Consider the following 22629-nt stretch of genomic DNA (forward strand, 5'->3'; position numbering starts at 1 on the left):
TCGAACTGGCTGACATCGCCGGCAACGTGCGCAAGGGCAAGTCCGCCCATGAGATATCGCCTGTCGCGCTTGAGGCTGTTGCCCGCATTGATGCGCTCTTCGACCTTGAACGCGGCATAAACGGCATGCCTGCCGAGGCGCGGCTCGCAGCGAGACAGCAACATGCTCGTCCACTCGTCGAGGAGCTGCACGATTGGCTCACGGCCCAGCGTGCCCAGATGTCGAAGCACAATCCCGTCGCCAAGGCGATCAACTACATGTTCGAGAAGGACGGACGTTGGGAAGCCTTCACCCGGTTCCTCGACGACGGCAGGCTTTGCCTTTCGAACAATGCCGCCGAACACGCCCTGCGCGGTATTGCTCTGGGAAGAAAGGCATGGCTATTCGCCGGTTCCCAGCGCGGAGGCGAACGTGCTGCCTTCATGTATTCCCTGATCGTCTCGGCAAAGATGAACGATATCGATCCGCAGGCCTGGCTGGCGGACGTGCTCGCCCGCATGCCCAGCCTTCCAGTATCAAGGCTGCCGGAACTATTGCCGTGGAATTGGTCCGCCGGAAGCGCCCGGCAGGTGGCGGCCTGATGGCGCGCCCGACGCATGTCTACACGATCGACTATGTCGCCACGCTGATCGGTGAGAACATTGAACTTCTCCAGCAAATCGCCAGCAACTCGGACAACATCGATTACGGCGAGATGATCCATGCCCATGACGGCACCGAAGAGGGCATCACTACATTCACCGACCGGGGCGTCGAGAGCATGAAGGAGTTCCTCGCCGATATCCGCACCTGGGACGGGGGTGTAAGGCAGTTCCTTGTCGACGAGCAATGTGATCAGGAAAAGATCGAACGCATCATGACGGACGAGCCGAAATCATAACCCCTGCGGTCTACGCCGGATGGATACAAACAATCAGCAGCCTCGATTGAATTAATTCAAATTAAACGGACGTGCATTAAATATGACATGTCAATTTAGGGGGGGGGCTCCTACAGCATCGATACTCGTTGGTGGCGGCCATATGGCGATGCGCCAAGACTGTAACTGTAGGAACCGATTCCCGCAGCACTTGGAGTCGCTATGTCACTCTTCCGCATCTCCACCAGGCTTTATCTGCTGGTTGGACTATCACTGTTCGTCGTCACTCTTGCTATGGCAGTCACGCTGTCGACAACCGCTGACCAATTGCTCGAAGAACGCAAAGATCTTCTGCGAACAGTAGATGAAGTGGCCGTGTCCATCGTCCAGAAACGATTTGCTGACGTACAAAATGGAGCTCTCTCAGAAGATGAAGCACGCGAGGCTGCCTTAGCGGAACTCGCAGCGGTTCGCTACGGAGAGAGTGGGTACCTGTGGGTGAATGACCTTCAACAGGTTGTCCTGATGCATCCCATAAAGCCTGAGCTTAATGGGAAAGACGTCACGGACATGAAGGACCCAGACGGCAAAGCCCTTTGGGTTGAATTCGTCAATGTCGCAAAAGCTGAAAAGAGCGGTTTTGTAGATTATCGCTGGCCGAAGCCGGGCATTGATGAACCTGTTCGCAAACTGTCCCACGTTACTCTGTTCGAGCCATGGGGGTGGGTGATCGGCAATGGCGTTTACGTGGATGATCTGGACGCCAAGGTCTGGGCAAGTGCCAAGAAGACCGCTGCAATAGCAGCTGCAGGCTGCCTGTTTATGGTCATTGGAGCACTGTCTATCATCCGCTCGGTTACCCGTCCCATTCGGCACCTACAAACGGCGATGAACAAGATTGCTGCCGAGGATTTCGCAGCCGCTGTACCGGATGTAAACCGTGGAGACGAGGTCGGAGACATGGCAAGAACGCTTGTTTCACTGCGTGACTCCGTCAATGAGAGAGTTCAGGAGCGGCTTGCTGCGGCCGAACTCCAACGCCAGATAATCGATCGCGAACGCGAAGAGTCGCAGCGCTCCCAGGAACTGCATGCGCAAAATCTAAGCGTGGTCGTGCGAGAGCTTGGTGCCGGATTGAAGCGGCTCGCCGACTGCAATATTCGCATTACGATTGACGAGAAGTTCCCGGCCGACTTCGAGCCTCTCCGCCACGACTTCAACAACTCGATCGCCACCTTCCAGGCCACACTCGAGCAAGTTCTCCAACAGACTCAGGCCCTCCAGAACAACGGGCAAGAAATGCGCGAGGCATCTGACAATCTGGCAAAACGGACTGAGCAGCAGGCTGCAGCACTCGAACAAACCTCCGCGGCACTGGAACAAGTGTCCTCAACCGTTAAACTCTCGTCATCGCGCATGCAGGATACCAGCAAGCTGGTTGTCGACGCGAAGGCTTGCGCATCGGCCTCTGGAGTAGTTGTCCGCGACGCCGTCGAAGCGATGGGCCGCATTCAGGCCGCTTCAGACGAAATCACCCAGATCATTGGCGTAATCGATCAGATTGCTTTCCAGACGAACCTTCTTGCGCTCAATGCCGGCGTAGAGGCCGCTCGAGCTGGTGATGCCGGTAAGGGTTTCGCGGTTGTTGCCCAGGAAGTGCGCGAGCTGGCTCAGCGTTCGGCCGTCGCGGCCCGAGAGATCAAGGAGCTGATCGGCAAATCAGCGGAAGAAGTCGCGTCCGGTGTCCGACTTGTGAATGAAACTGGTACGGCTCTGAGTTCAATTGAGGAGTTCGTCTCTGAAATCAACAGCAACGTTGATGCCATTGCGACTGCAGCTGCCGAACAGGCGCTTGGACTGAGCCAGATCAGCGCTGCAGTCAGCAGTATCGACCAGATGACGCAACAGAATGCTGCGATGGTTGAAGAAACGACAGCCGTTAGCCACACACTGGCCGAGGGATCCAATTTGCTGGCCCATCTGGTGAACCGCTTCAAATTGAATAGAAGGGCCACCATCCGAGAAGGGGACCAGATCGTCGAACACAGGAATTCAGGCGACTTAGGTCTACGTGCCGCTTAGACAAGCAACGATGGGGCCGACAGCTAGAGCATGTCGGCCCATCAAGCTGCCCTAATTCCCGAAAACTTTCCTTCGGACTGAGGGAAGTGCTCAAGATGCGGAGCATGTGCCGCCGCTTTCTCGGTCAGATTCGGTCGACACTCCCGACAGCGCAATCCTCATGCATTCGCGATGTTTTAATCAGCGACTGCTAAAGCTGGTAGTATGCCTCCGGCGAAGGCCGTCTGCCGTGATTAGCTGATTGGCTTTAAGTCCATGCCTTATGTCATACGCTACAATCATTTCCCCCACTGAAGTCTTGTCCGCCGATGACCTTGGCCGTCGTCGGGATTGGTCGGACGAAGAGAAGGTCCGGATCGTCGAGGAAAGCCTGCAGGGTTTTCGGCAGGGTTCGGCGACGGCACGGCGTTATGGATTGTCGCGCTCACTGTTGACGACCTGGCGTCGTCAATACCGAAGCGGGCTTCTGAGCGTCTCCGCGTCAACAGGCTTCGTGCCGCTATCGATTTCGCCGCCGTCGGCGGCATCATCCGAGATGACCTCACCGCCGCAGCCTGAAGACGACAAGACGATCGAGATCGGCCTGCCGAACGGCCGACGGCTCACGATCCCGTCCTCGCTTGACCCAGCCATCCTTGCCCGCCTGTTGCCCGTCGTGGATGCCTCATGATCGCCTTTCCAGCCGGGGTGAAGGTATGGATCGCGGGTGGGGTTACGGACATGCGCTGCGGCATGAACAGCTTGGCGCTGAAGGTTCAGCAAGGCCTTGGCCGCGATCCTCATGGCGGAGAGGTCTTCTGCTTTCGGGGTCGCAAGGGCGATCTGATCAAGGTCCTGTGGCATGACGGGATTGGCATGTCGCTCTACATGAAGCGCCTTGAGGCTGGCAAGTTCATCTGGCCGGTAAGTCAAAATGGCTCCGCCGTGCCCGTATCGTCGGCGCAGTTGGGATATCTCCTGGAGGGGATCGACTGGCGCAATCCACGCTGGACGCAACGGCCTTCCAAGGCAGGCTGATCGCTTAGACTCCACTGTTTTTGTTGGGCTTTCGGCGTGTTCCATGATAGCTTTCGGCCATGGATGATGCTGCTTCGGAGATAGCCAGATTGCGCGCTGCGCTCGCGGCATCGGAAGCGCGTGCCGCCTCCGCCGAGGCCGATCTCGCACAGGTGCGCGCCGTCGTGACGACATCGGAGGCGATGATCCGGCACCTCAAGCTCGAGATCGCCAAGATACGTCGCGAGCAATATGGCCAGAGTTCGGAACGGCGTGCCCGGCTGATCGACCAGATGGAGCTGCAGCTCGAAGAACTCGAAGCCGATGCCACCGAGGACGAGATCGCGGCGGAACGCGTGGCAGCGAAGATCACAAATGTCTCCGCCTTCGAACGCCGCCAACCGACCCGCAAGCCGTTTCCCGAGCACCTGCCGCGCGAGCGCCTGGTCATCGAAGCTCCCACGCAATGCAACTGCTGCGGCTCGGCCCGGATCGTGAAGATGGGCGAAGACATCACCGAGACGTTGGAGATCATTCCGCGCCAGTGGAAGGTGATCCAGACGGTGCGCGAGAAGTTCACCTGCCGGGACTGCGAGAAGATCAGCCAGCCACCGGCTCCCTTCCATGCGACACCGCGCGGATGGGCGGGACCGAACCTGCTGGCGACGATCCTGTTCGAGAAGTTCGGCCAGCATCAACCCTTGAACCGCCAGGCTGAGCGCTACGCCAGGGAAGGCGTCGATCTCAGCCTCTCCACGCTGGCCGACCAGGTCGGGGCCTGCGCGACGGCGCTGCAGCCGATCCATGACCTGATCCGTGCCCATGTGCTGGCAGCCGTTCGGCTGCATGGTGACGACACCACCGTGCCGCTCCTGGCCAGGGGAGCAACACGGCAGGCAAGGTTATGGACCTATGTGCGCGATGATCGTCCGTTTGCAGGCGGCGCGCCGCCTGCGGCGCTCTTCTACTTCTCCCCCGATCGCGAGAAGACCCATCCCAATCGACATCTCGCCGGGTGGCATGGCACCCTCCAAGCCGATGCATACGGCGGCTATAACGATCTCTATCGTGCCGATCGAAGCCCGGGGCCGGTCAAGAGTGCACTCTGCTGGAGCCATGCGCGGCGCAAGTTCTTCGAACTGGCTGACATCGCCGGCAACGTGCGCAAGGGCAAGCCCGCCCATGAGATATCGCCTGTCGCGCTTGAGGCCGTGGCCCGCATTGACGCGCTCTTCGACATCGAGCGCGGAATAAACGGCATGTCCGTCGAGGACCGGCTTGCCGCTCGGCAGGAGCATGCTCGCCCACGCGTCGAGGAATTGCACGACTGGCTCAGGGCACAACAGGCTCAGATGTCGAAGCACAATCCCGTCGCCAAGGCGATCAACTACATGTTCGAGAAGGAGGGACGCTGGGAGGCCTTCACCCGGTTCCTTGATGACGGCAGGCTATGTCTGACCAACAATGCAGCAGAGCGCGCCCTGCGCGGGATCGCTCTCGGAAGAAAGTCCTGGCTATTCGCCGGCTCACAGCGCGGAGGCGAGCGTGCCGCCTTCATGTATTCTCTGATCGTCACCGCCAAGATGAACGACATCGATCCGCAGGCCTGGCTGGCGGACGTGCTCGCTCGCATGCCTGGCATCCCCGTATCGCGGCTGCCGGAGCTGTTGCCGTGGAACTGGTCTTCCCCAGGCCACGTCTGCCAGAAAGCAGCCTGATGGCGCGCCCGACGCATGTCTACACGATCGACTATGTCGCCTCGCTGATCGGCGAGAACATTGAACTCCTCCAGCAAATCGCCAGCAATTCCGACAACATCGATTACGGCGAGATGATCCACGCCCACGACGGAAGCGAAGAGGGCATCACGACATTCACCGACCGGGGCATCGAAAGCTTGAAGGAATTTATCGCCGACATTCGCACCTGGGAAGGCGGGGTCCGGCAATTCCTGATCGACGAGCAATGCGATCCGGAAAAAATCGAGCGCATCATGGCGGACGAGCCGAAATCATAACCCCCGCGGCCCTCGCCGGATGGATACAGCTGGTAGCCGGTCGCTTAGTCGGCAAATCGTCACTGGATCGCAGTTGTAAGTCAGCGCTTCCTGCGTGTCGCAATTGGGTTCGCAAGACCCGCCCTCGTTTCGGCGAGGTGGCCTAGGGACCTAGCTTGGCACGATCTTTGTACGCAAGGGTCGCCCAGCTTTTCTATTTCTCAAGTCGAGCCGGGACGCAGTACAGGCTCGGGCTCGACGAGGAGAAAGGCCTCATCGGATCATGATGATGTAAAACAATTACCGTGAGATTACCACTTACTACGCGTCTGGCCCCTCTTCGCGGCCTCTCTTCCGGATCAGGCGATTTGATGCGCTACGGACTGCGCATGCTCATTAATGGTTCAGGGCGTCCTTCAGGGCCTTCCCGGGCGTGAAGGTCAACTTCTTCGCCGCAGCGACCTTGATTGTCGCACCGGTTGCCGGATTGCGTGCTTCACGTTCCGGAGTGTGTTTCACCTTGAACTTGCCGAAGCCGGGGATGGAGGTTTCCTCTCCTGAGGTCGCCGCTTTCGTCACAGCTGCGAAGACTGCCTCTACGAGAGTTTTTGCCTGAGCACGCGAGAGACCGTGGGTTTCCGCGATGTTGGCTGCAATGTCATTGGTAGTGGTCATATCGTTCCCCTTTGGAATGGCCGCCCAATGTTCAATATATGCGGCCACTTGTCACGCACTCGCAGGGGATGATCGCGCACATCCACAACATCAGCTTGATTGATGGTCCAATGAAAGCGATGCGAGACCACGACGATCAGAGTTCGCTGGCAATCCAGCACTTCAGCTGCGCAATCATCTCCTCGTTCCGCCGGTACAAGATGGTGCTTCCGGCTCTGCGGGATGCAAGCAAACCGGCGCGCTGGAGAATTGCCAGATTCTGAGACGCTGCAGACTGAGAGAGACCCTGCAGCTCAAAACGTCCTGCCGGCACGCTACCTTGAACGTCTGCCGAAGTCAGCCCAAAGTACTGCTCCGGATGTTTCAGCCATTTGAGGAAATCGAGTCGACCCGGGTGTGCCAGTGCCTTCAAAGCTTCATGGATATCAAGTTGCGGTTCCATAAGCGCACGGCCGGTTAGCGCGTCAGCGCTGCGTCGGTCAACAAGCGTATGACGGTGTCATCGCTGCAGTGATAGAACACCGTTTGTCTATCCCTGCGTGAACGGACAATACCTGCCTGACGAAGCTTGCCCAGATGCTGTGAAAGTGCGGACTGGCTAATCTGAAGATCCGACGCCATTTCGTTCACAGACCATTCGCGCTCGATCAGCCGAAGGAGAACACCAAGCCTGACGGTATTGGAGAGGGCCAGGAAGACGAGCGCCGCTTTCTCAAGCGCAGGAGAGTTGGTCTGACGGCGCTGGGGCACGATATTTCTCGACACGACATTCATCCGCCGCCTCCGTCTCCATGAAGTCTGCTAATGTTGAATAGACGAATATGGTAAACGACCCATTAACACCCGGTGCAACTGGGGCTGTTACGCTACACCGTCATACTGGTCAGATCTTCAACGGAAGCCGCCCGCACCTTGTCTCTACCTGCGGCTTTCGCGGAGTAAAGAGCCTGGTCGCAGCTCTTGAGAAGTTGCTGAGGATCACTCATCGATCCGGTCACTGAGGCCAAGCCGATGGAGACGGTGACACGGCCCTTGGAGCTGGACAGATGGGGAATGTCCAACATCCGAACTGCGGCAGCAAGGCGAACAGCTACGTCATGCGCAACCTCTATAGAGGTTGTCGGCAGGATAACGGCGAACTCTTCCCCCCCGTAACGCGCCACCAGATCCAGCTCGCCCCGACAGGCGGACCGAAGGACCGCTGCAATCTGGCGCAGCACTTCGTCACCTGCCGGATGTCCATAGGTGTCATTGTAAGCCTTGAAGTTATCGACGTCGATCATCAGCAGTGAAAGGGATGTGGGGGACGACTGAGCTGTCCTGAAAGCCTCTGCCAGCCGCCGATCAAAGATGCGACGGTTTGCAAGTTCTGTCAGCCCGTCTTTGCTGGCTAGCTGTTCCAACTGTTGAACCGCAGCCTTCTTCTCGCTGACATCGGAATAGAGTGTCACCCACCCCCCGTCACTGAGTGTCCGAGTCGACTTCGAAACCCAGCGCCCGTCACTCAGCCTCAGGTCCGACTGTTGCGCAGATTGGCTGCGCTCCACCTCTTCGTGAACCCAGGAAAGAGGTGATGCGCCCGCCGGAAGCGTTAGGTCGCCGCGTAAAACGCCGGCAGTCAACAGCTCGGCAAGCGTTCTGCCCTGGCACGTTCGCTCGTCGACATAGGGGAAGAGCTCCAGATAGCGCCGGTTCCACATTACAAGACGCCCGTCGGGATCAAACATTGCCAGCCCATCAGCCATCTCTGACATCGCCGTCTCGAGAAGCACCTGTGTCGAAATGAGTTCCGCCTGAAGTGCCTTCTGCGACGTTATATCGGCTGTGTGGCTGACAATGCCTTTCAAGGCCCCCATCTCGAAATAGGGCGCCTTGATCGTGCTGAGCCAGACGGTCTGGCCGTTCCGTTCGAACTGCTGCTCAAGTGTCAGGGGCTTGGGATCCCGGATGAATGCCTGCTCCTGCTCCCAGAACAGCGAGGCTTCGGCCGACGTATAGTAGTCAAAGTCGGTCGTACCGACCATGCCGACGGCATTGGCTGCTCCCATGAGCTTTGCGGTCGCCTCATTGGCTATAAGAAAACGGCCCTGGAGGTCTTTGACGTTCAATGAGTCCGGGAGTGCACTGACAATTTGCCTATGTAGCTCATTCAGCTGCGCATTCTTGCGACGAATTCTGTCGATGCGAACGAAGAAACTTGAGATCAATGTGGCCAGGAAATTCAGCAACAGGAGTATGAGATGAGCATTCAGCTCTGTGAGCTGATCACGAACGTTCGCCGGCAACAAGAAAAGGATCAAGAAGGCTATCCCGGCATTTAGGGCGCTGAAGATCACGACATGGGGCGACCCGTTGAACCCTCGCTTGGCAAACGAGTATCCCAGCGTCGCGACTGCAAAAGCGAGCCCTATTCCGACCAACCCGAGCCAGACGCCGGCGCCGCCCAGCCAGACCCGGACAGCAGACGCGAGAATGGCTGCAACGGCAGCTCCGACCGGACCTGAAATAAGCCCCACAACAGCGATGGGGACAATGCGCAAGTCGAAACGAAACCCGTTGATCAGTTCACCCGGCATATTCATCAACAGCACCGCTGTGGCGCCAAAGAGTGCGCCGCTGGCGAACTTGCGCAGCAGGGTCAGTTCGCCCTGCACTCGGTCTCTTGCAAGCGAACATATCGTCAGCGTAAGGCTGATCACGCCGAGCTGCGCCAGAAACGTGATCAGCAAGCTGTGAGCTTCCATTTATGTTCACTTTGTCATGCGGCGGTTTTTGCTACTGCGATCCCTGACCCCTCGCCGCCGTCTCGCACCCTGGCTCGGCGATTGAGCACAAAGCTGTTCACCAGGGCAGACAGATGCGTCGAGGCGGCCGAGAGCGTATGGCTCAAAGCCGTCGTCTCTTCAACCATGGCGGCATTCTGCTGGGTCATCTGGTCCAACTCGTTGACGGCAATGCTGATCTGCTTCAGACCGGCGGACTGCTCGACTGCCGCAGTCGAGATGGCGTCGATATTCCTGTCGATCGAGGAGACGTACGTGTCGATCCGGGCAAGCGCATGCCCGGTGTCATCAACCAGCTTGACGCCGACATTCACCTGCTGACCTGAATTCGAAACAAGTGACTTGATCTCCTTCGCAGCCACCGCCGATCGCTGCGCCAGTTCGCGGACCTCTTGGGCGACTACGGCGAACCCCTTGCCCGCCTCCCCTGCCCTGGCTGCTTCAACGCCGGCATTTAGCGCCAGCAGGTTCGTCTGGAAAGCGATTTCGTCGATCACACCGATGATCTGGCCGATCTCCGCGGCGGATCGTTCGATGTTCTTCATCGCCTCAATGGCGTTTTGTACTACACGACCTGAATCTTCCGTGCAGACCTTCGCCTCGGCGACGAGCTTGCGGGTCTCAGTGCTGCGCTCAGACGCCTGTGCGACAGTGACAGCGACTTCTTCCAGGGCTGCCGATGTTTCTTCCAGCGCAGCTGCCTGCTGTTCCGTGCGCTTAGCCAAATTGTCGGACGCGGAGCGCATCTCGAGACCATTTTCGTGGATGGCATGGGTGGTATCCAGAACTTGCACGAGCGTCGTCTGGAAGGCCGCAAGCGCGTTGTTGAAATCGTGTCGCAGCGGCTCAAAGTCCGGCATGAAAGGATCGTCGATTGTGTATCGGATATTGCACTCAGCCAAACGAGCCAATCCGGCGCCAAGCGTCTCAACGACGTGTGACAAAGCCTGCGCCTGCTCGGCCATCGCGCTCGCGCGCCGTTGTTGCTCGTCGGCCGCAAGAGCTCGCAGTCCATCCGCCTCTTCACGCATGCGCTGGCGCTCAAGTGCCGCCTGACGGAAGATCTCGACGGACTGGGCCATCTCCCCGATCTCATCCGTCCTGTCGCCGAACGGCACCTCCCTACTAAGGTCACCGCCAGCAAGGTGGGCCATATAGCCGGAAATACTGGCCAGAGGTGCGATTGCTCGGCGACGGAAATACCAAATGCCGGCAATGAACATCAGAACAGACAATCCGCTGCCCACAAAGGCCATGCGCTCCAGCGAAGCAGAGGTAGCCGCTGCCCCCCTCTCCTCTCCCGCCAGATGAGTATTGGCCATCTCGACGAGTTCTCGCACTGCAGCGTCATGAGCCCAGAACTTCTCTCTCAGATCCCGAATTCCCGTTCCTGCAGCCTCCGCGTCACCATATGAAGCAATTTCAGAGAAACGCTCGTTGTAGAGCCTCCAGAACGCGTCACCCTTGATCAACACGTCCTCAGCAAGTTTCTGCTTCAAAGCCGCCGGCAGTTGGGAAGCCTGCCAGTATTGGCGTCGCGTCTGATAGTCCGAAGCCAGTGTGGCAATCTTTACGGAAGCCTGCTCCGCCCTGCTTGGATCGAGAACTGCCTCGCTCGCCAGCATGTAAGCTTCGACCAAATAGAGAGGTGGAGGCAAGATGTCGGCGACCAGATCCTTGCCGTCGATAATGCCGTCATAAACCGGCCCATTCACCTTGAGTTGAGACAATGTGAAACTTTGCAACCCGATGGATGTCACCAGGCCGATTACCACAACGGCGGCAAACGTGAGAAGCAGGCGGGCGATTGTAAGTCTCGGCTTGATTGTCCCCATGAGCCAAAGCGCATATTCGGGATCATTAAAAACAGAATTGTCTAATTTCTCGTTATCTTAAAATATGATAGTCAGCAAAATTCCCTTAGCCTTAGGTCGCATGCGCTCTCTACCATCCCGCTCGCCAGTAGCATATGTTGGCATGCAAGGTTCGAACGGGAGCGGAAAGCTGCCAAGCATACGTTCCCCCCTCAGAAAGGGGCAATTCGAAGGATCGGAATTGACCAGCCAAAACGACAACGTAATGGCACTACTTGCCCTTATAGATCGGACTGAAACCCTCTCGAAGCAGATCTTGGCGCTGGTCAATCTTAACGCTTTGTTGCTCCGGGAGGTAGCTCTCGCTCAGCCCGAGCCGCTGCAGTATTTCGCCAGGTTAGAGGCCGAAATCGGCGGACTGGGTGAAGCAATCGCGATGGGAACCCGCAAGTTCTCAGAGGTTCACGTATCATCGCAAGCCATTACCGAGGTTTTCGAGCAAGTGCTGCGACAAGGGAGCTCGCTCATTGAGAACGCACAGGAGTTTACAAAGTCCTGAGTGGCGCGCATTAGACCTTGACCTGGTCCAGGCGGCCTACAATTGGATTGACAACACGCCGGTCTCGCTCTCCGACTGAGCTGTTCGAATTCCATTGATATTTTGGTTCCCTCTCTTTAGCTATTGCACTGGTTCAGTGACCGAACATCAACGCGAGGGAGATGGGCGGGTGACAACGAGCGCTTCAACCCGATCAGTTTCGAAGATCGCTGCGATTGCCACTGCTGCGGCTCTTGTCGCGCTTCTGTCCATTCTCGGGACCTGGGCCACGCAATCTTACTTTACGACGATCAGTCGGGCTGAAGAGCGCGCTATCGCTTCTGTAAAGATCGTCGCAAGCCACGTGTCCTGGATCCATCAGATGGGAACCCAGACGGTTCGCCGGATCGATGATGCGCTTCGCCTTACGGATCTGAGGTTCGACGGCAACATCCGGGACATGGACGTGGCGACCCAGGGCTTGCCAAGCGGCGTGCAGGCCTATGTTGTCGATGCTGAAGGCCGAACCCTCTACTCCACCGACCCCGAGATCAAACCCGTCGACATCACGGATCGCGACTACTTCACGGCCGTCAGGGATAGTCAGACAGAGTATGTTTCCTCCCTCCTGATCAGCCGTCTCAACGGTGGCCAGATCTTTGTCTTCAGTCGGCGCATCGTGCGGGACGGTCAATTCATGGGCGCCATCATGGTGTCCGTTCCTGCGGAGATCACACGGCCGATCTGGGAAACTGTGGACCTTGGCGGGGACTATGCCGTGAGTTTCGTTCGCGATGACGGCATGCTGGTTGCACGCTACCCGATGCCTGAGACGACTTTGGACATGTCCGGCTACATCCTCTTCACGAAATTTCTGAAGGAAGCGCCGTCAGGGACCTATTTCGCTGAGGCCTCGCCGATGGACGGCGTGAAGCGCCTGGTGGCCTACCGGCGGGTGGAAGGCACCCCCTTCGTCGCCGTGGCCGCCGCAGACTACGACTTCCTCATTCAACCGTTCAGGCAAACGCTGCTGATGCTGGGTGTCGTCGCCATCATGATCATCGGCGGCGCTGCCTTTGCTGGCTGGTGGATCCTGCACCTCCTGAGGGCTCAAGAACAGCAGTCGGCGCAACTCGCCAAGGCGCTCCAAACCAACGAGATGCTGTTGCGAGAGATCCATCACCGGGTGAAGAACAACCTGCAATCCGTGATGTCACTGGTTCGTCTGCAGATGCGTGGCTCAGAGGGCTTTGAATCCCTCACCAGCCGTATCAAATCGATGATCGCGGTGCATGAGCAGATCTATAGAAACGACGCATATGCGCAGATCGATGCAGCAGACTTGATCCGGGCAGTCGTCGGCAGCGCAGTATCCGCCCATGATGCAAAACTTCGCGTAGAGTTCGACCTACAATCTCAACCGGTCTCGGCTGACAAGGCGACAGCACTTGCCTTGCTGGTGAATGAAGTTGTGACGAATGCAATCAAGTACGCTTACCCTGTTGGTGATGAAGGTCGCTTGTCAGTTGCTCTGACGGGACCGGACAGCCTGGGAAAAAGTCGCCTGACCATCAGCGATGAGGGTATAGGCTTCGACGTCGGTGCGGTTAAACCCGGGACTGGAACGCGGCTTGTCGATGGATCGGTGCGCCAATTGGATGGTAGTTATGAGTTCCACTCTCAAGATGGAACGCAGTTCTCGGCGACCGTAGCATTGGTTTGAAGAAGCAATATAGAAAGGAGCCAGGTGTTGGCCCGTCCTTACCCTGTCAACGCCGGTCAAGCAGGCTTCTTGACGCGCTCGTCAGCCAGTCTCTGAAACCCGACGCGGTCTCTACCTGCGTCCTTTGCTTGATAGAGTGCCAGATCGGCCCGTGCAACGAGTTCGGCCGGGTTCGCCACCCTCGAAGCCGAGATCAAGACGGTAGCACCCACGCTGGCCGTCACGATGCCGTACTCGCTGCCTTCGTGCACCATGCCGAGGTCCCTGATCGACGTTCTGATCTTCTCGGCAATCGTGATCGCCGTGTCGCCGTCGGTATCTGGCAGGACAACCGCAAACTCCTCGCCTCCGAACCGCGCCGCGATGTCGCCAGACCGTCTGACCGCAGTCGCGATTGCCGCTGCAACTGATTTCAGGCAAACGTCACCGGCGAGGTGTCCGTAGCGGTCGTTGTATGCCTTGAACCTGTCCACATCAATCAGAAGCACTGACAGGGGCCGACCAGTCCGTTTTGCTGCCTCGAATTCCCGCTGCAGGCCATCATCGAACGATCGACGATTTGCTAGTCCAGTCAGCGCGTCTGTTTCAGCTAGGCCTTTCATTTGCTCGGCAAAGCTCTTGAGGGAAAGCTCTGATTCCTTCATTGCTGTGATATCGGATACGAGTGCCAATACGTGGCGATCCTCTGTCACCCGTGTTCTCAGGGACAACCAGCGACCGTCTGCAAGTGGGATGACTTCGTCCTTGTTGATGAAGAGCGTCTTGGCGGCCGCCTGAATGCTCTCCTCGTCCAGATCGATGGGCAAATCCTTCCGCTCGCCGTTGCGCACAGTAGCTCTCACAATGTCGGTGATGTGCGCACCTTCCTTGCGGGCATAGGCGGATTTCGGGAAGAGCTCTCGGTACTGTTCGTTGCAGAACACGATGTTTCCATCCGGCCCGAACATCGCGAGCCCGTCAGACATTTCGGCCATGGCCTGCGCCATGATGTTTCTGCTGGACCGGAGTTCCTGCTCGATGAGCTTTTTCTCAGTAATGTCGACCGTCACCCCGGCCAACCCGACCATGTCACCTTGTCGGTTTTTTAAAGGTACTTTTGAGGTCGAGTACCATCGCGGCGGCTTGTCCTCTTCGATGAGAAACTCCTCAAAATGGTCCAGCGCCTGGCCGGTTCGCATGACATCGGCCTCGGCTGCCATCAGCTGCTCGGCTCTCTCCTTCGGCGCGAGATCATAATCCGTCAGCCCAACCATTTCAGACGACCGCGTGCGCCCGTTATGGCGAGCAACATTGAGGTTCGCGACAACGAAACGGTGTTTCAGGTCTTTGACATAGTGGTAGTCGGGAGCCTGAGTGAGAGCCGCATACAGAATATCGCGTTCCAGCGTGAACCGGCAGAAATATGCCAGGAAGAAGCCAATAGCGGCTGTCGTTGCACAGTTCAGAACAACAATTGGCATTCCCACCTGGTCAACCGCCCGCTGAAAATCAGCTGCAGGAAGGAGTGCAAGCACTGCAATCGAAAGGCAGCCTGCAAGCATAGCGGCACTCAGGATTGACGGCGCATTGCTCAACGGCTTTCTGCCAGCGAAGAACCAGAGTGCACTTCCAAGGACGAAAACAATAGCGATCGCAGTCAAGCCAGGTGCTACACCTGCCTCACCAAGATAAAAACGGAAGCCCGCAGCCATGATGGCGGTGATCAGCGCAGCTCCCGGCCCGCCGAATACAGCAGCGGACTCGATGATCGCAAGGCGGAGATCAAAGATGACCCCGACATCGAAGCGCACCGAGAGCAGCATTGATGCAATCGCCGCCAGGCCCATGGTGACACCAAGACCCGCACAGCGCAGCTTGGGCGGCAATTGGTAGAAGCGGTAAGAAAGATGTGTCCAGATCGAGACGATCAACGCGACGGAGGCAAGATTGCCAGCAAGAACTTTCCAGACGTCATCCATTCTCAATCACCGTCACGCTACGCCCCGATCACTCAACCAGAAGAGACGACGCTGCGCTTTCGATCGTCCTGGAGGACGCAGTGACAAGCCCAAATCGTCAATAGAGTTCATGCTCAATATCTGGCAAAAACCTAAAGCAGCGGTTTATGATCGGCGATTTACGGCTAAAGTCTCAAATCATCCGTTCATTGTATTCGCCAGCCTGTCCCCAATTCCCCGAAATCAGGCCGCTTGTTGCTCCGGCGCCAGACGGTTAGGGTTGGACTCTCAACCACCAAAGAGGAACACATGGCGACCGGTACTGTAAAATTCTTTGCTCAAGACAAGGGCTTCGGCTTCATCACACCAGATGACGGCGGTCAGGATGTCTTCGTGCACATCTCCGCGGTCGGCTTCGGCGAAGCGTTGAAGGATGGCCAAAAGGTTCGCTACGAAGTAGGCCAGGACCGCAAGACGGGCAAATCGAAGGCCGAAAACGTTTCGGTAATCTGAGCCAGAACATCGAGAATTTTTGCGCGGCGATCCGATGGAACATCAGTCGTCGCGCATGACTATTTTGTTTAAAAAGCAAACAATTCAGTTACTGACAGTCTGACCGCGTAGTTCGCTTGCCGTCCCATCACTTTACAGGCGTAAACAACCAAAAATGGATAAGAAGTTGCCCTACGGATACCTCTGTCCCGTCAGCATCGCCACCAGCTGGAACCTGTTTCGAATTCCACTCTGATATAAATTAATCAGAACCTTGGCGCTCTCTTGTGCCGGCGGCGATGTCTGAGAAATACCGCGCAGTTCGCACACGCGCGCAAAGGCTTTCTCTAGGAGTGCCAGATCTTCAGGTGTCAGGACTGAATTCAGTCTTTTGGCAACGTCGTGGATCATGCGCGTGATTTAGAAGCTCCTGCGCTCCTATCAAGTCTTTTGTTTCAAGCGCCCTGATGGCTCTCGGTTGTCATTACACTGACGTGCGAGGAGGCAAAGCGCGAGCTTTTCTAGGCATTGTGATCTTTGAGAAAGGTACAGCTCCTGGCCATTGCTTTCAGTTCTTCCTCGCTCCGGAAGCCCGACTTGAACAAGGCCACCAGCTCCTTTGCCAGGCCAAGCTGTTCATCCGCATTTGAAGCGCCAGATTGGTCTCGGAATAGTTCTGAGAGCACATTGCGTAACAATGCCAACCCTTGCGGGCCTATCTCCTGTTCGTCATCGAAATAGGTACCCCCCATCAGCCGATCCTCTCCCCAAGCTATGCCTCATCACCTTGTGACATGACATCACGTCCATAAGCTTCGCAACACATTCTCCAAAAAGCTGGACGTCTATCCCGCTTCTTTTCGATTGAGCGGACCGGGGGATCCCTCGTCCCTGCTACGCGGAATGCCAGCCGATATCTGAATCGGCGCCAACGGCTAGGCTCCATTACGGTATACCTCTTGAGACAACCTCGGTGAGACGCCAATCAGTGTATCATTTGGGTTGATTTTGCTTTTATGAGACGCTACTCATTGAAGGTCTAGAACCTATTGAGACGTTTCATGGCTGTTTACGGGTATGCGCGGGTCAGCACGATCGATCAGGATCTTGCTATTCAAGAGGCGGCTCTGAAGGAGGCCGGGTGCACGGTCATCCGGGCGGAAAAGAAATCTGGATCGACCAAACAGGATCGGAAGGAGCTCAATACGCTCCTGGAATTCATGCGCGACGGAGACAGCCTGGTCGTGACGCGGGTCGATCGGTTAGCGCGGTCAGTTGGGGATCTGCAGGACATCGTACGGCTGCTCAAGCAAAAAGGGGTGACGCTAAAAGCGACCGAACAGCCGATCGACACCAGCTCAGCGGCCGGCAAAGCTTTCCTTGATATGCTCGGCGTGTTTGCTGAGTTCGAGACGAACCTTCGCAGAGAGCGACAGATGGAAGGCATCGCTGCTGCCAAGCACAGAGGGGTCTATAAAGGAAGGAAGCCCCACGTCGATGTTGCCGAGATCTGCCGTCTTAGATCCGAAGGAATCGGGCCAACAGATATTGCAAAGAGGCTGAGCATAGGCCGGGCGAGCGTGTATCGTGCGCTTAGAGAAGTCGCATCCTCCTAGTCGAGGGCGACATCGCCCCAGCAAGGCGTCTAATTATGGAACCAAATGCGACTTCATCCATCATGGACCCTAATGCTCTTAAGGAAAAACGCGAGATGACGCCTATATTGTGGATGTGCCATGCGCCGAGAAACTGTACGCACAGTCAGGACAATGACACATACTCGGTGCTAGTGTATTAGGCTGCAAATACCTGATTTGGATCCTGACGAAGTTGTTGACTTGTCCTATTTCAGCCAAGCCTCGGGACATAGCCTGCTGATAACATTCCAGGTCATTGATCAGCGCCCCAAACTGTCCATCAGAGATTCTGGCGCCCTCCACCTTTCCCATCACTTTGATCGCGGCTAGGCCGGAGGTCAGGTGGTCCATGTCGTCCTTGGCAGCAAAGAACCGTTGAGCGCAGTCCTGAATGACACCTAACCTTGATGCCGCATCGTTTAACTGACGATCTCTTAGCTCTTGTAGCCGGCTGATCTCCGCTACAATAGCGTCGCCAGCCCGCTCCTGCGAGAAAACCTCAGCCATCTCTTTCTGGATTTGTGCAGCACAGTCACGGAAGGCACCGAAAGTAATGGCATCTGTCATTCCCTCTACAGCTTCACGGAACAGATCCAGCATTTGCTCGATAGACTGCATAAGGATGCCATAGTTGCGGGAAATGATACTCATCGAGTTCCCCGCATCTCCAAGCCCGCCGGCTTGTATACGCAAATTCATTGGCACGTATCGGTATTCCCATGTGGCTGCGGCAACCGCTTCCGAAGCTGCTACAAGTCCCCCGGTAACGCGCAGGAGGTCTTCCAGAGCGGCAACGTGTTCTGGTGTCTCTCTTCCCAGCAACGCATTGCGGCTACGGCCTCACCAAGCCGCATCACCTGTCGTAAAGCAAAAAGGGCGCCGGATCCACCGGCGCCCCCGCATCTTCCCGCAACCCTCGTCGTCTTGATAGTTGATGTTCTGGCCGGATGGGATTGTTGCCGTGGCCTTTCTCTGTGCGATAGCGGTCGTCTACGCCTTGAAAGGATTTGGACCGCCGACCACGCCGTTCACCTTCGAGATCTTACTAACTGGTAGGAACAAGGTTGGACTTCGCTCGTTCAATGCTGGTCACAAACGATCTGGAACCCGCATGGCCGAGCCTGACAAGAAACTATCGCTGATCGAAGAACAGCTTGTCATCGACAAGCGCGCCGTGAGCGACGGCCGCGTTCGCGTGAGCACCAAAACCGAGTTTGTCACAGAAGCAGCGGAAGCACGCCTCGACAGCGAGAATGTCGAGGTGACGCGTGTGGCAATCGGACGTGAAGTCTCAGAAGCGCCGGGTGTTCGCACGGACGGTGACGTGACCATTGTACCTGTGATGGAGGAGGTTCTCGTTGTCGAGAAGCGTCTGATGCTGGTCGAAGAGATCCATATCCGCCGCGTCGCCACCACCGAGGACGTTTCCATTCCGGTCGAACTGCGCAAGCAACGTGCCAGCATCGAGCGCGACGAGCCCTGAGCTAATTATCAATCCGAGAAAAGGAGAAACTCATGACCGACAGCGAAACCACATCGTCATACGGCGCCTCGTCATCGAACACGGTGACGGCCTTCTTCGAAAACCGCAGCGATGCGGATGCCGCCGTCGAACGCCTTGTCAAAGACGGGATTGCCCGCGACGGCATTCGCGTCGTCGCCGGCAAGGAGTCTACAACCTCGACTGAAGTTGCCTCCGAGCACAAGGGCTTCTGGGAGAAGCTGGAAGACTTCTTCTTTCCCGACGAGGACCGCGCCGTCTATTCCGAAGGTCTTCGCCGCGGTGGCTATCTTGTGACGGTCAGCAACGTCACCGCCGCCTCTTATGACAAGGTTATCGATATCCTCGATGACGAGGGCAGCATCGATCTCGATCAGCGCGCCGAGAGCTGGCGCTCGGAAGGCTGGAACCAGCAGGAGACCGTGAGTTCGTATGGCGCCTCCGCCAATCGTGCCAGCGCAACCGGAACGGCAGCTCTGGACGCCGGCCGTGAAGAGGTTATCCCGGTGGTCGAGGAAAAGCTTCGCGTCGCCAAGCGCGACCTCAACCATGGCCGCGTGCGTGTCCGTTCTTACGTGGTCGAAAATCCTGTCAGTGAACAGGTATCGCTGCGCGACGAGAACGTCAGCATCGAGCGCCGCACGGTCGACCGTCCGGTAACCGAAACGGAGAACGCCTTCGTCGACCGTACGATCGAGGCCGAGGAGCATCATGAGGAGGCGATCGTCTCGAAGGATGCGCGCGTTGTCGAAGAGATTGCTCTGCGCAAAACGGCCGAACAGCGCGAGGAGACCATCAGCGACAGCGTCCGCCGCACGGAGGTGGAAGTCGAAGATGAACGATCCGACCGTATTGTCCGCAAGGACTAATGGAAGGCTCTTCGTTTGATGAAGCTGCAGTTCGAGGCCGGCGATCCCATCGCCGGTCTTTTTTTTCTCTTGTGACACGGGAACCGATCTTCAATTGCGGCGTTAGTGTGGCACTCACGTTCCCGTGATGAAAAGGATGCACCATGACCGAACCTGTCTCCGTCCACGTGTCGCGCGAAGCGGCTTATGTCGACCCCTCCCTTACAGCCACATTGCACAAGGTGTCTTGGGGCGCGATCTTCGCCGGGGTCGTCCTGGCGCTTGCCGTCCAGTTCCTCCTCAATCTTCTGGGAGTGGGCATCGGCGCCGCCGTGATCGATCCCGCAACCTATGATAACCCGAATGCAAGCACCTTTTCCATAGCCGGTGGCGCGTGGTTCGTTGTGGCCGGCATTATTGCTTCCTTCGTCGGCGGTTATGCCGCCAGCCGCCTTTCCGGACGTCCGAGCCGCTCGACCGGCGGGTATCAGGGCGTAACCACCTGGGCTGTCACCACTCTTGTCATCCTCTACCTGCTGACCACGTCGGTCGGTGCCCTCATCGGCGGCGCGTTCAGCGGTCTGTCGAGCATTGTCGGCGGTGTCGGCCAGACGGCCGCGACCGCTGCCACGTCGGCGGCCCCTGCCCTTGCGACTTCTGCAAACCCGATGGCCGGGATCGAGCAACAGATCCGTGACGCGTCTGGCGGCAACGATCCGGCAGCCCTGCGTGATGCAGCCGTTTCGGCGGTCCAGGCCGCGGTGACCGGTGACCAGGCAAAGGCCGCAGATGCCCGCAATCGCGCCGCTGATGCGATCGCCAAGGCACAGAACATCCCGGTCGATCAGGCCCGCACCCAGGTCGAGCAGTACGAGAAGACCTATCGCGACAATGTTGCTGCGGCCAAGCAGCAGGCGCTCGAGGCGGCGCAGACGGCCACCAAGGCAGTGTCGGCCGGCGCGATCCTGGGCTTCTTCGCCCTCCTGCTCGGGGCTGTGGCGGCCTGGTTCGGCGGTTCCTACGGCACGAAGAAGGCGTTGCTTCTGGCGGAAACCACCACTCGCCGCACGATTTAACAAGAAGAAGGCCGCCGGAAACGGCGGCCTTCTTCCTTGCTTGATCTTTCTCCAATGAAGCCTCTCCATCCACCGGGTGGAGAGTCTCTCCCTAATTTATCGGTAGCCTCCATGCAGAATGCCTTTCGGCACTTTTCACTGACCGCCGCTCTAACGCTCTGTTCCCCAGCCTTTGCAGCGCCGATCGACGCACAAACCGTCAATACCACGGCGATCGCGTCCCTTCCGATCGAGGCGCCGGCGGAAAAACAGACCGAGCCCAATCCCGCCATCGTGCATCTGCAGGTCCTGCTCGACCGGGCTGGTTCATCGCCGGGCGTCATCGACGGTTATTTAGGCGACAACCTGACGAAAGCGATTGCCGGTTTCGAGACGCTTCAGGGTCTGCCAGTGGATGGGAAGCTCGATCCCGACGTACTGGGCCGTTTGACCGATGATGCCCCGGCCATCCAGGCCTATGCCATCACGCAAGAAGACGGAGAGGATATCGTCGAGAGCATTCCAAAAGACTATGCCGAGCAGGCGATCATGGAGCATCTCGGCTATACCAGCATTGCCGAGAAGCTGGCCGAACGTTTCCACATGCATATCGCGCTGATCAAGGCCCTCAATCCGACGGCGGCCTTCAAGCCGGGCGAAACGATCGCTGTCGCCATTCCCGGCGCTGCCAGGACCGGATCGGTCAAGCGGATCGAGGTTCATCGCACACTGGCGCAGGTTTTCGCTTTTGCCGAAGACAGCTCGCTGCTCGCGGTCTATCCAGCGACAATTGGCAGTGAGGACAGTCCCTCACCAACCGGTACTCACAAGGTTAAGGGCGTGTCGCGAATGCCGACGTACACCTACAATCCGAAGATCAATTTCCAGCAGGGCAACAACAAGAAGATCCTTGAACTGCCGAGCGGGCCGAATGGTCCTGTCGGGACAGTCTGGATCGACCTGACAGAGCCTACCTACGGCATTCACGGCACGCCAGTACCGGAGCTGATCGGCAAGGTCGGATCGCATGGATGTGTTCGGCTGGCCAACTGGGACGTCGAGGAACTGGCCGGCATGGTCAAGCCGGGCGTCATGGTCGAATTTGTCGAGTAGGGCCGGCTTACCACTATGCCGAACCCACAGAGGGATCGTCCCATGAAACGAACGCCTAAGCCGATACCGCTACCGGAAGGTGTCGAAGATCATGGCCCGTTTTAGCGCCGGTTCTGGCTCGCCCAGCGATGCGCCTGGCTCGCATTCGCTATCATCCTGTTGGCATGCCTGTTTGGGGGCTACGACGAACGCGCCTTACGCGGGTGGTCGCATCATTCGCGAATGGCGTTATCCGAGACCGAGCGGCAATCCAGAATGCCATAACCTCCCAGTGGTCGAACGGCCAGACTGAAGGCCAGATCACCAAGCTCAAGCTCGTAAAGCGTCAGATGTATGGCCGCGGGAAACTTTATCTGCTTGAGGCACGCATCGTCGTCACTGGCTTGATCGAGCCATTCGCTTAGAGACACTGCCTGTAAAGAAACAAGCCAACCAACGTGCACTAAGTAGCATCGCGGCTGTCCACGCGCTCGTTGAACCGGGGAGCCTTGCGCTTGGAGACCGCCGCGAAGGAATTTTGCTCCCGAGCCTGAGGCAGACGGAACCGCGATCTGTCCACCGCGTTAATCGGCGGGGCGAC

At 57.6% G+C, this 22629-nt stretch carries 23 protein-coding genes and 1 pseudogene; 16 read left to right on the forward strand and 8 right to left on the reverse strand.

The genetic code is table 11. The annotated features are described in order from the left end of the window. The 7 genes from J5N58_RS20100 to J5N58_RS20130 all read left to right on the forward strand — a co-directional run. The coding region (locus J5N58_RS20100; protein WP_244712576.1) for an IS66 family transposase at window positions 1-581 on the forward strand (581 nt) is incomplete at its 5' end. Further along, window positions 581-880: a hypothetical protein gene (locus J5N58_RS20105; RefSeq protein WP_147182150.1), complete on the forward strand. Its 300-nt coding sequence runs from the start codon at window positions 581-583 to the stop codon at window positions 878-880. The genes J5N58_RS20100 and J5N58_RS20105, both read left to right, overlap by 1 nt. Window positions 881-1081: 201 nt before the next feature. Beyond that, a complete protein-coding gene (locus tag J5N58_RS20110) occupies window positions 1082-2941 on the forward strand; it encodes a methyl-accepting chemotaxis protein (protein ID WP_244712578.1) in 1860 nt (619 codons plus the stop codon). Between the two features lie 298 nt (window positions 2942-3239). Beyond that, window positions 3240-3611: an IS66-like element accessory protein TnpA gene (gene tnpA / locus J5N58_RS20115; RefSeq protein ID WP_244712580.1), complete on the forward strand. Its 372-nt coding sequence runs from the start codon at window positions 3240-3242 to the stop codon at window positions 3609-3611. Next, window positions 3608-3958 (forward strand): IS66 family insertion sequence element accessory protein TnpB, encoded by a 351-nt coding sequence (gene tnpB, locus J5N58_RS20120; protein ID WP_112831771.1) that lies wholly within the window; start codon window positions 3608-3610, stop codon window positions 3956-3958. The genes tnpA and tnpB overlap by 4 nt, the downstream gene beginning before the upstream one ends. 59 nt (window positions 3959-4017) lie before the next feature. Beyond that, window positions 4018-5655, forward strand: a complete 1638-nt coding sequence (tnpC, locus tag J5N58_RS20125) for an IS66 family transposase (protein ID WP_112831773.1) — start codon at window positions 4018-4020, stop codon at window positions 5653-5655. Further along, on the forward strand, window positions 5655-5954 hold the full coding sequence (locus J5N58_RS20130; protein ID WP_112831775.1) for a hypothetical protein: 300 nt from the start codon (window positions 5655-5657) through the stop codon (window positions 5952-5954). Before tnpC ends, J5N58_RS20130 begins: the two co-directional genes overlap by 1 nt. Window positions 5955-6329: 375 nt before the next feature. On the opposite strand, the gene J5N58_RS20135 is transcribed toward J5N58_RS20130, so the two are convergent. The 5 genes from J5N58_RS20135 to J5N58_RS20155 form a co-directional block, all read right to left on the reverse strand. After that, the gene (locus tag J5N58_RS20135) at window positions 6330-6608 is read right to left on the reverse strand and encodes an HU family DNA-binding protein (protein WP_147182152.1); all 279 of its coding nucleotides are present in this window, start codon (window positions 6606-6608) and stop codon (window positions 6330-6332) included. 136 nt (window positions 6609-6744) lie between these two features. Further along, complete coding sequence (locus J5N58_RS20140) at window positions 6745-7050, reverse strand: ArsR/SmtB family transcription factor (protein ID WP_147182153.1); 306 nt, start codon at window positions 7048-7050, stop codon at window positions 6745-6747. A gap of 14 nt (window positions 7051-7064) precedes the next feature. Then, entirely contained in the window at window positions 7065-7382 is a 318-nt protein-coding gene (locus J5N58_RS20145) for an ArsR/SmtB family transcription factor (RefSeq protein ID WP_147182154.1), read from the reverse strand. Window positions 7383-7474: 92 nt separating this feature from the next. Continuing rightward, window positions 7475-9337, reverse strand: coding sequence for a diguanylate cyclase (locus J5N58_RS20150; RefSeq protein WP_244712582.1), 1863 nt, complete (start codon window positions 9335-9337; stop codon window positions 7475-7477). Window positions 9338-9366: 29 nt separating this feature from the next. After that, a complete protein-coding gene (locus J5N58_RS20155; protein WP_244712584.1) occupies window positions 9367-11226 on the reverse strand; it encodes a methyl-accepting chemotaxis protein in 1860 nt (619 codons plus the stop codon). Window positions 11227-11470: 244 nt separating this feature from the next. Between J5N58_RS20155 and J5N58_RS20160 the strand changes: the two genes are divergently transcribed. Then, entirely contained in the window at window positions 11471-11764 is a 294-nt protein-coding gene (locus tag J5N58_RS20160; protein WP_244712586.1) for a hypothetical protein, read from the forward strand. A 169-nt stretch (window positions 11765-11933) separates the two neighbouring features. Continuing rightward, window positions 11934-13466, forward strand: a complete 1533-nt coding sequence (locus J5N58_RS20165) for a sensor histidine kinase (RefSeq protein WP_147182158.1) — start codon at window positions 11934-11936, stop codon at window positions 13464-13466. Between the two features lie 56 nt (window positions 13467-13522). Here J5N58_RS20165 and J5N58_RS20170 read toward each other — a convergent pair whose 3' ends face one another. Then, entirely contained in the window at window positions 13523-15424 is a 1902-nt protein-coding gene (locus tag J5N58_RS20170) for a diguanylate cyclase (RefSeq protein WP_244712588.1), read from the reverse strand. Window positions 15425-15712: 288 nt separating this feature from the next. On the opposite strand from J5N58_RS20170, the gene J5N58_RS20175 reads away from it, so the two are divergent. After that, window positions 15713-15916: a cold-shock protein gene (locus J5N58_RS20175; RefSeq protein WP_035227053.1), complete on the forward strand. Its 204-nt coding sequence runs from the start codon at window positions 15713-15715 to the stop codon at window positions 15914-15916. A 500-nt stretch (window positions 15917-16416) separates the two neighbouring features. Here J5N58_RS20175 and J5N58_RS20180 read toward each other — a convergent pair whose 3' ends face one another. Further along, window positions 16417-16647 (reverse strand): hypothetical protein, encoded by a 231-nt coding sequence (locus J5N58_RS20180; protein WP_244712591.1) that lies wholly within the window; start codon window positions 16645-16647, stop codon window positions 16417-16419. A gap of 309 nt (window positions 16648-16956) precedes the next feature. On the opposite strand from J5N58_RS20180, the gene J5N58_RS20185 reads away from it, so the two are divergent. Beyond that, entirely contained in the window at window positions 16957-17511 is a 555-nt protein-coding gene (locus J5N58_RS20185; protein WP_092938736.1) for a recombinase family protein, read from the forward strand. Between the two features lie 102 nt (window positions 17512-17613). Here the strand turns inward: J5N58_RS20185 and J5N58_RS20190 are convergent, their stop codons facing one another. Further along, a complete protein-coding gene (locus J5N58_RS20190; protein ID WP_244712593.1) occupies window positions 17614-18183 on the reverse strand; it encodes a hypothetical protein in 570 nt (189 codons plus the stop codon). 460 nt (window positions 18184-18643) lie between these two features. Here J5N58_RS20190 and J5N58_RS20195 point away from each other — a divergent pair, with 460 nt between their 5' ends. From J5N58_RS20195 to J5N58_RS20215, 5 genes and pseudogenes are all read left to right on the forward strand, one after another. Further along, a complete protein-coding gene (locus tag J5N58_RS20195) occupies window positions 18644-19015 on the forward strand; it encodes a YsnF/AvaK domain-containing protein (protein ID WP_092938732.1) in 372 nt (123 codons plus the stop codon). Between the two features lie 32 nt (window positions 19016-19047). Next, window positions 19048-19902 (forward strand): YsnF/AvaK domain-containing protein, encoded by an 855-nt coding sequence (locus tag J5N58_RS20200; protein ID WP_244712603.1) that lies wholly within the window; start codon window positions 19048-19050, stop codon window positions 19900-19902. Between the two features lie 143 nt (window positions 19903-20045). Then, on the forward strand, window positions 20046-20957 hold the full coding sequence (locus J5N58_RS20205) for a PhnA-like protein (RefSeq protein ID WP_138787459.1): 912 nt from the start codon (window positions 20046-20048) through the stop codon (window positions 20955-20957). Between the two features lie 111 nt (window positions 20958-21068). Continuing rightward, window positions 21069-22049: a L,D-transpeptidase family protein gene (locus tag J5N58_RS20210; RefSeq protein WP_244712605.1), complete on the forward strand. Its 981-nt coding sequence runs from the start codon at window positions 21069-21071 to the stop codon at window positions 22047-22049. Between the two features lie 179 nt (window positions 22050-22228). Continuing rightward, window positions 22229-22453 (forward strand): annotated as a pseudogene (locus tag J5N58_RS20215) (transposase); the annotation flags it as partial. Window positions 22454-22629: the final 176 nt, after the last annotated feature.

This window comes from Paenirhizobium cremeum, assembly GCF_022884085.1.
In the GTDB taxonomy this organism is placed as follows: Bacteria; Pseudomonadota; Alphaproteobacteria; order Rhizobiales; family Rhizobiaceae; genus Allorhizobium; species Allorhizobium cremeum.

Excerpts from the sequence above, each read along its gene's own strand:
- tnpC (WP_112831773.1), top strand. The coding sequence starts at position 4,018 with ATGGATGATGCTGCTTCGGAGATAGCCAGATTGCGCGCTGCGCTCGCG.
- J5N58_RS20190 (WP_244712593.1), bottom strand. The coding sequence starts at position 18,183 with ATGAGTATCATTTCCCGCAACTATGGCATCCTTATGCAGTCTATCGAG.
- J5N58_RS20210 (WP_244712605.1), top strand. The coding sequence starts at position 21,069 with ATGCAGAATGCCTTTCGGCACTTTTCACTGACCGCCGCTCTAACGCTC.
- J5N58_RS20145 (WP_147182154.1), bottom strand. The coding sequence starts at position 7,382 with ATGAATGTCGTGTCGAGAAATATCGTGCCCCAGCGCCGTCAGACCAAC.
- J5N58_RS20170 (WP_244712588.1), bottom strand. The coding sequence starts at position 15,424 with ATGGATGACGTCTGGAAAGTTCTTGCTGGCAATCTTGCCTCCGTCGCG.
- J5N58_RS20105 (WP_147182150.1), top strand. The coding sequence starts at position 581 with ATGGCGCGCCCGACGCATGTCTACACGATCGACTATGTCGCCACGCTG.
- tnpB (WP_112831771.1), top strand. The coding sequence starts at position 3,608 with ATGATCGCCTTTCCAGCCGGGGTGAAGGTATGGATCGCGGGTGGGGTT.
- J5N58_RS20135 (WP_147182152.1), bottom strand. The coding sequence starts at position 6,608 with ATGACCACTACCAATGACATTGCAGCCAACATCGCGGAAACCCACGGT.
- J5N58_RS20205 (WP_138787459.1), top strand. The coding sequence starts at position 20,046 with ATGACCGAACCTGTCTCCGTCCACGTGTCGCGCGAAGCGGCTTATGTC.
- J5N58_RS20180 (WP_244712591.1), bottom strand. The coding sequence starts at position 16,647 with ATGGGGGGTACCTATTTCGATGACGAACAGGAGATAGGCCCGCAAGGG.
- J5N58_RS20110 (WP_244712578.1), top strand. The coding sequence starts at position 1,082 with ATGTCACTCTTCCGCATCTCCACCAGGCTTTATCTGCTGGTTGGACTA.
- J5N58_RS20185 (WP_092938736.1), top strand. The coding sequence starts at position 16,957 with ATGGCTGTTTACGGGTATGCGCGGGTCAGCACGATCGATCAGGATCTT.
- J5N58_RS20140 (WP_147182153.1), bottom strand. The coding sequence starts at position 7,050 with ATGGAACCGCAACTTGATATCCATGAAGCTTTGAAGGCACTGGCACAC.
- J5N58_RS20195 (WP_092938732.1), top strand. The coding sequence starts at position 18,644 with ATGGCCGAGCCTGACAAGAAACTATCGCTGATCGAAGAACAGCTTGTC.
- J5N58_RS20175 (WP_035227053.1), top strand. The coding sequence starts at position 15,713 with ATGGCGACCGGTACTGTAAAATTCTTTGCTCAAGACAAGGGCTTCGGC.
- J5N58_RS20160 (WP_244712586.1), top strand. The coding sequence starts at position 11,471 with ATGGCACTACTTGCCCTTATAGATCGGACTGAAACCCTCTCGAAGCAG.
- J5N58_RS20130 (WP_112831775.1), top strand. The coding sequence starts at position 5,655 with ATGGCGCGCCCGACGCATGTCTACACGATCGACTATGTCGCCTCGCTG.
- J5N58_RS20200 (WP_244712603.1), top strand. The coding sequence starts at position 19,048 with ATGACCGACAGCGAAACCACATCGTCATACGGCGCCTCGTCATCGAAC.
- J5N58_RS20155 (WP_244712584.1), bottom strand. The coding sequence starts at position 11,226 with ATGGGGACAATCAAGCCGAGACTTACAATCGCCCGCCTGCTTCTCACG.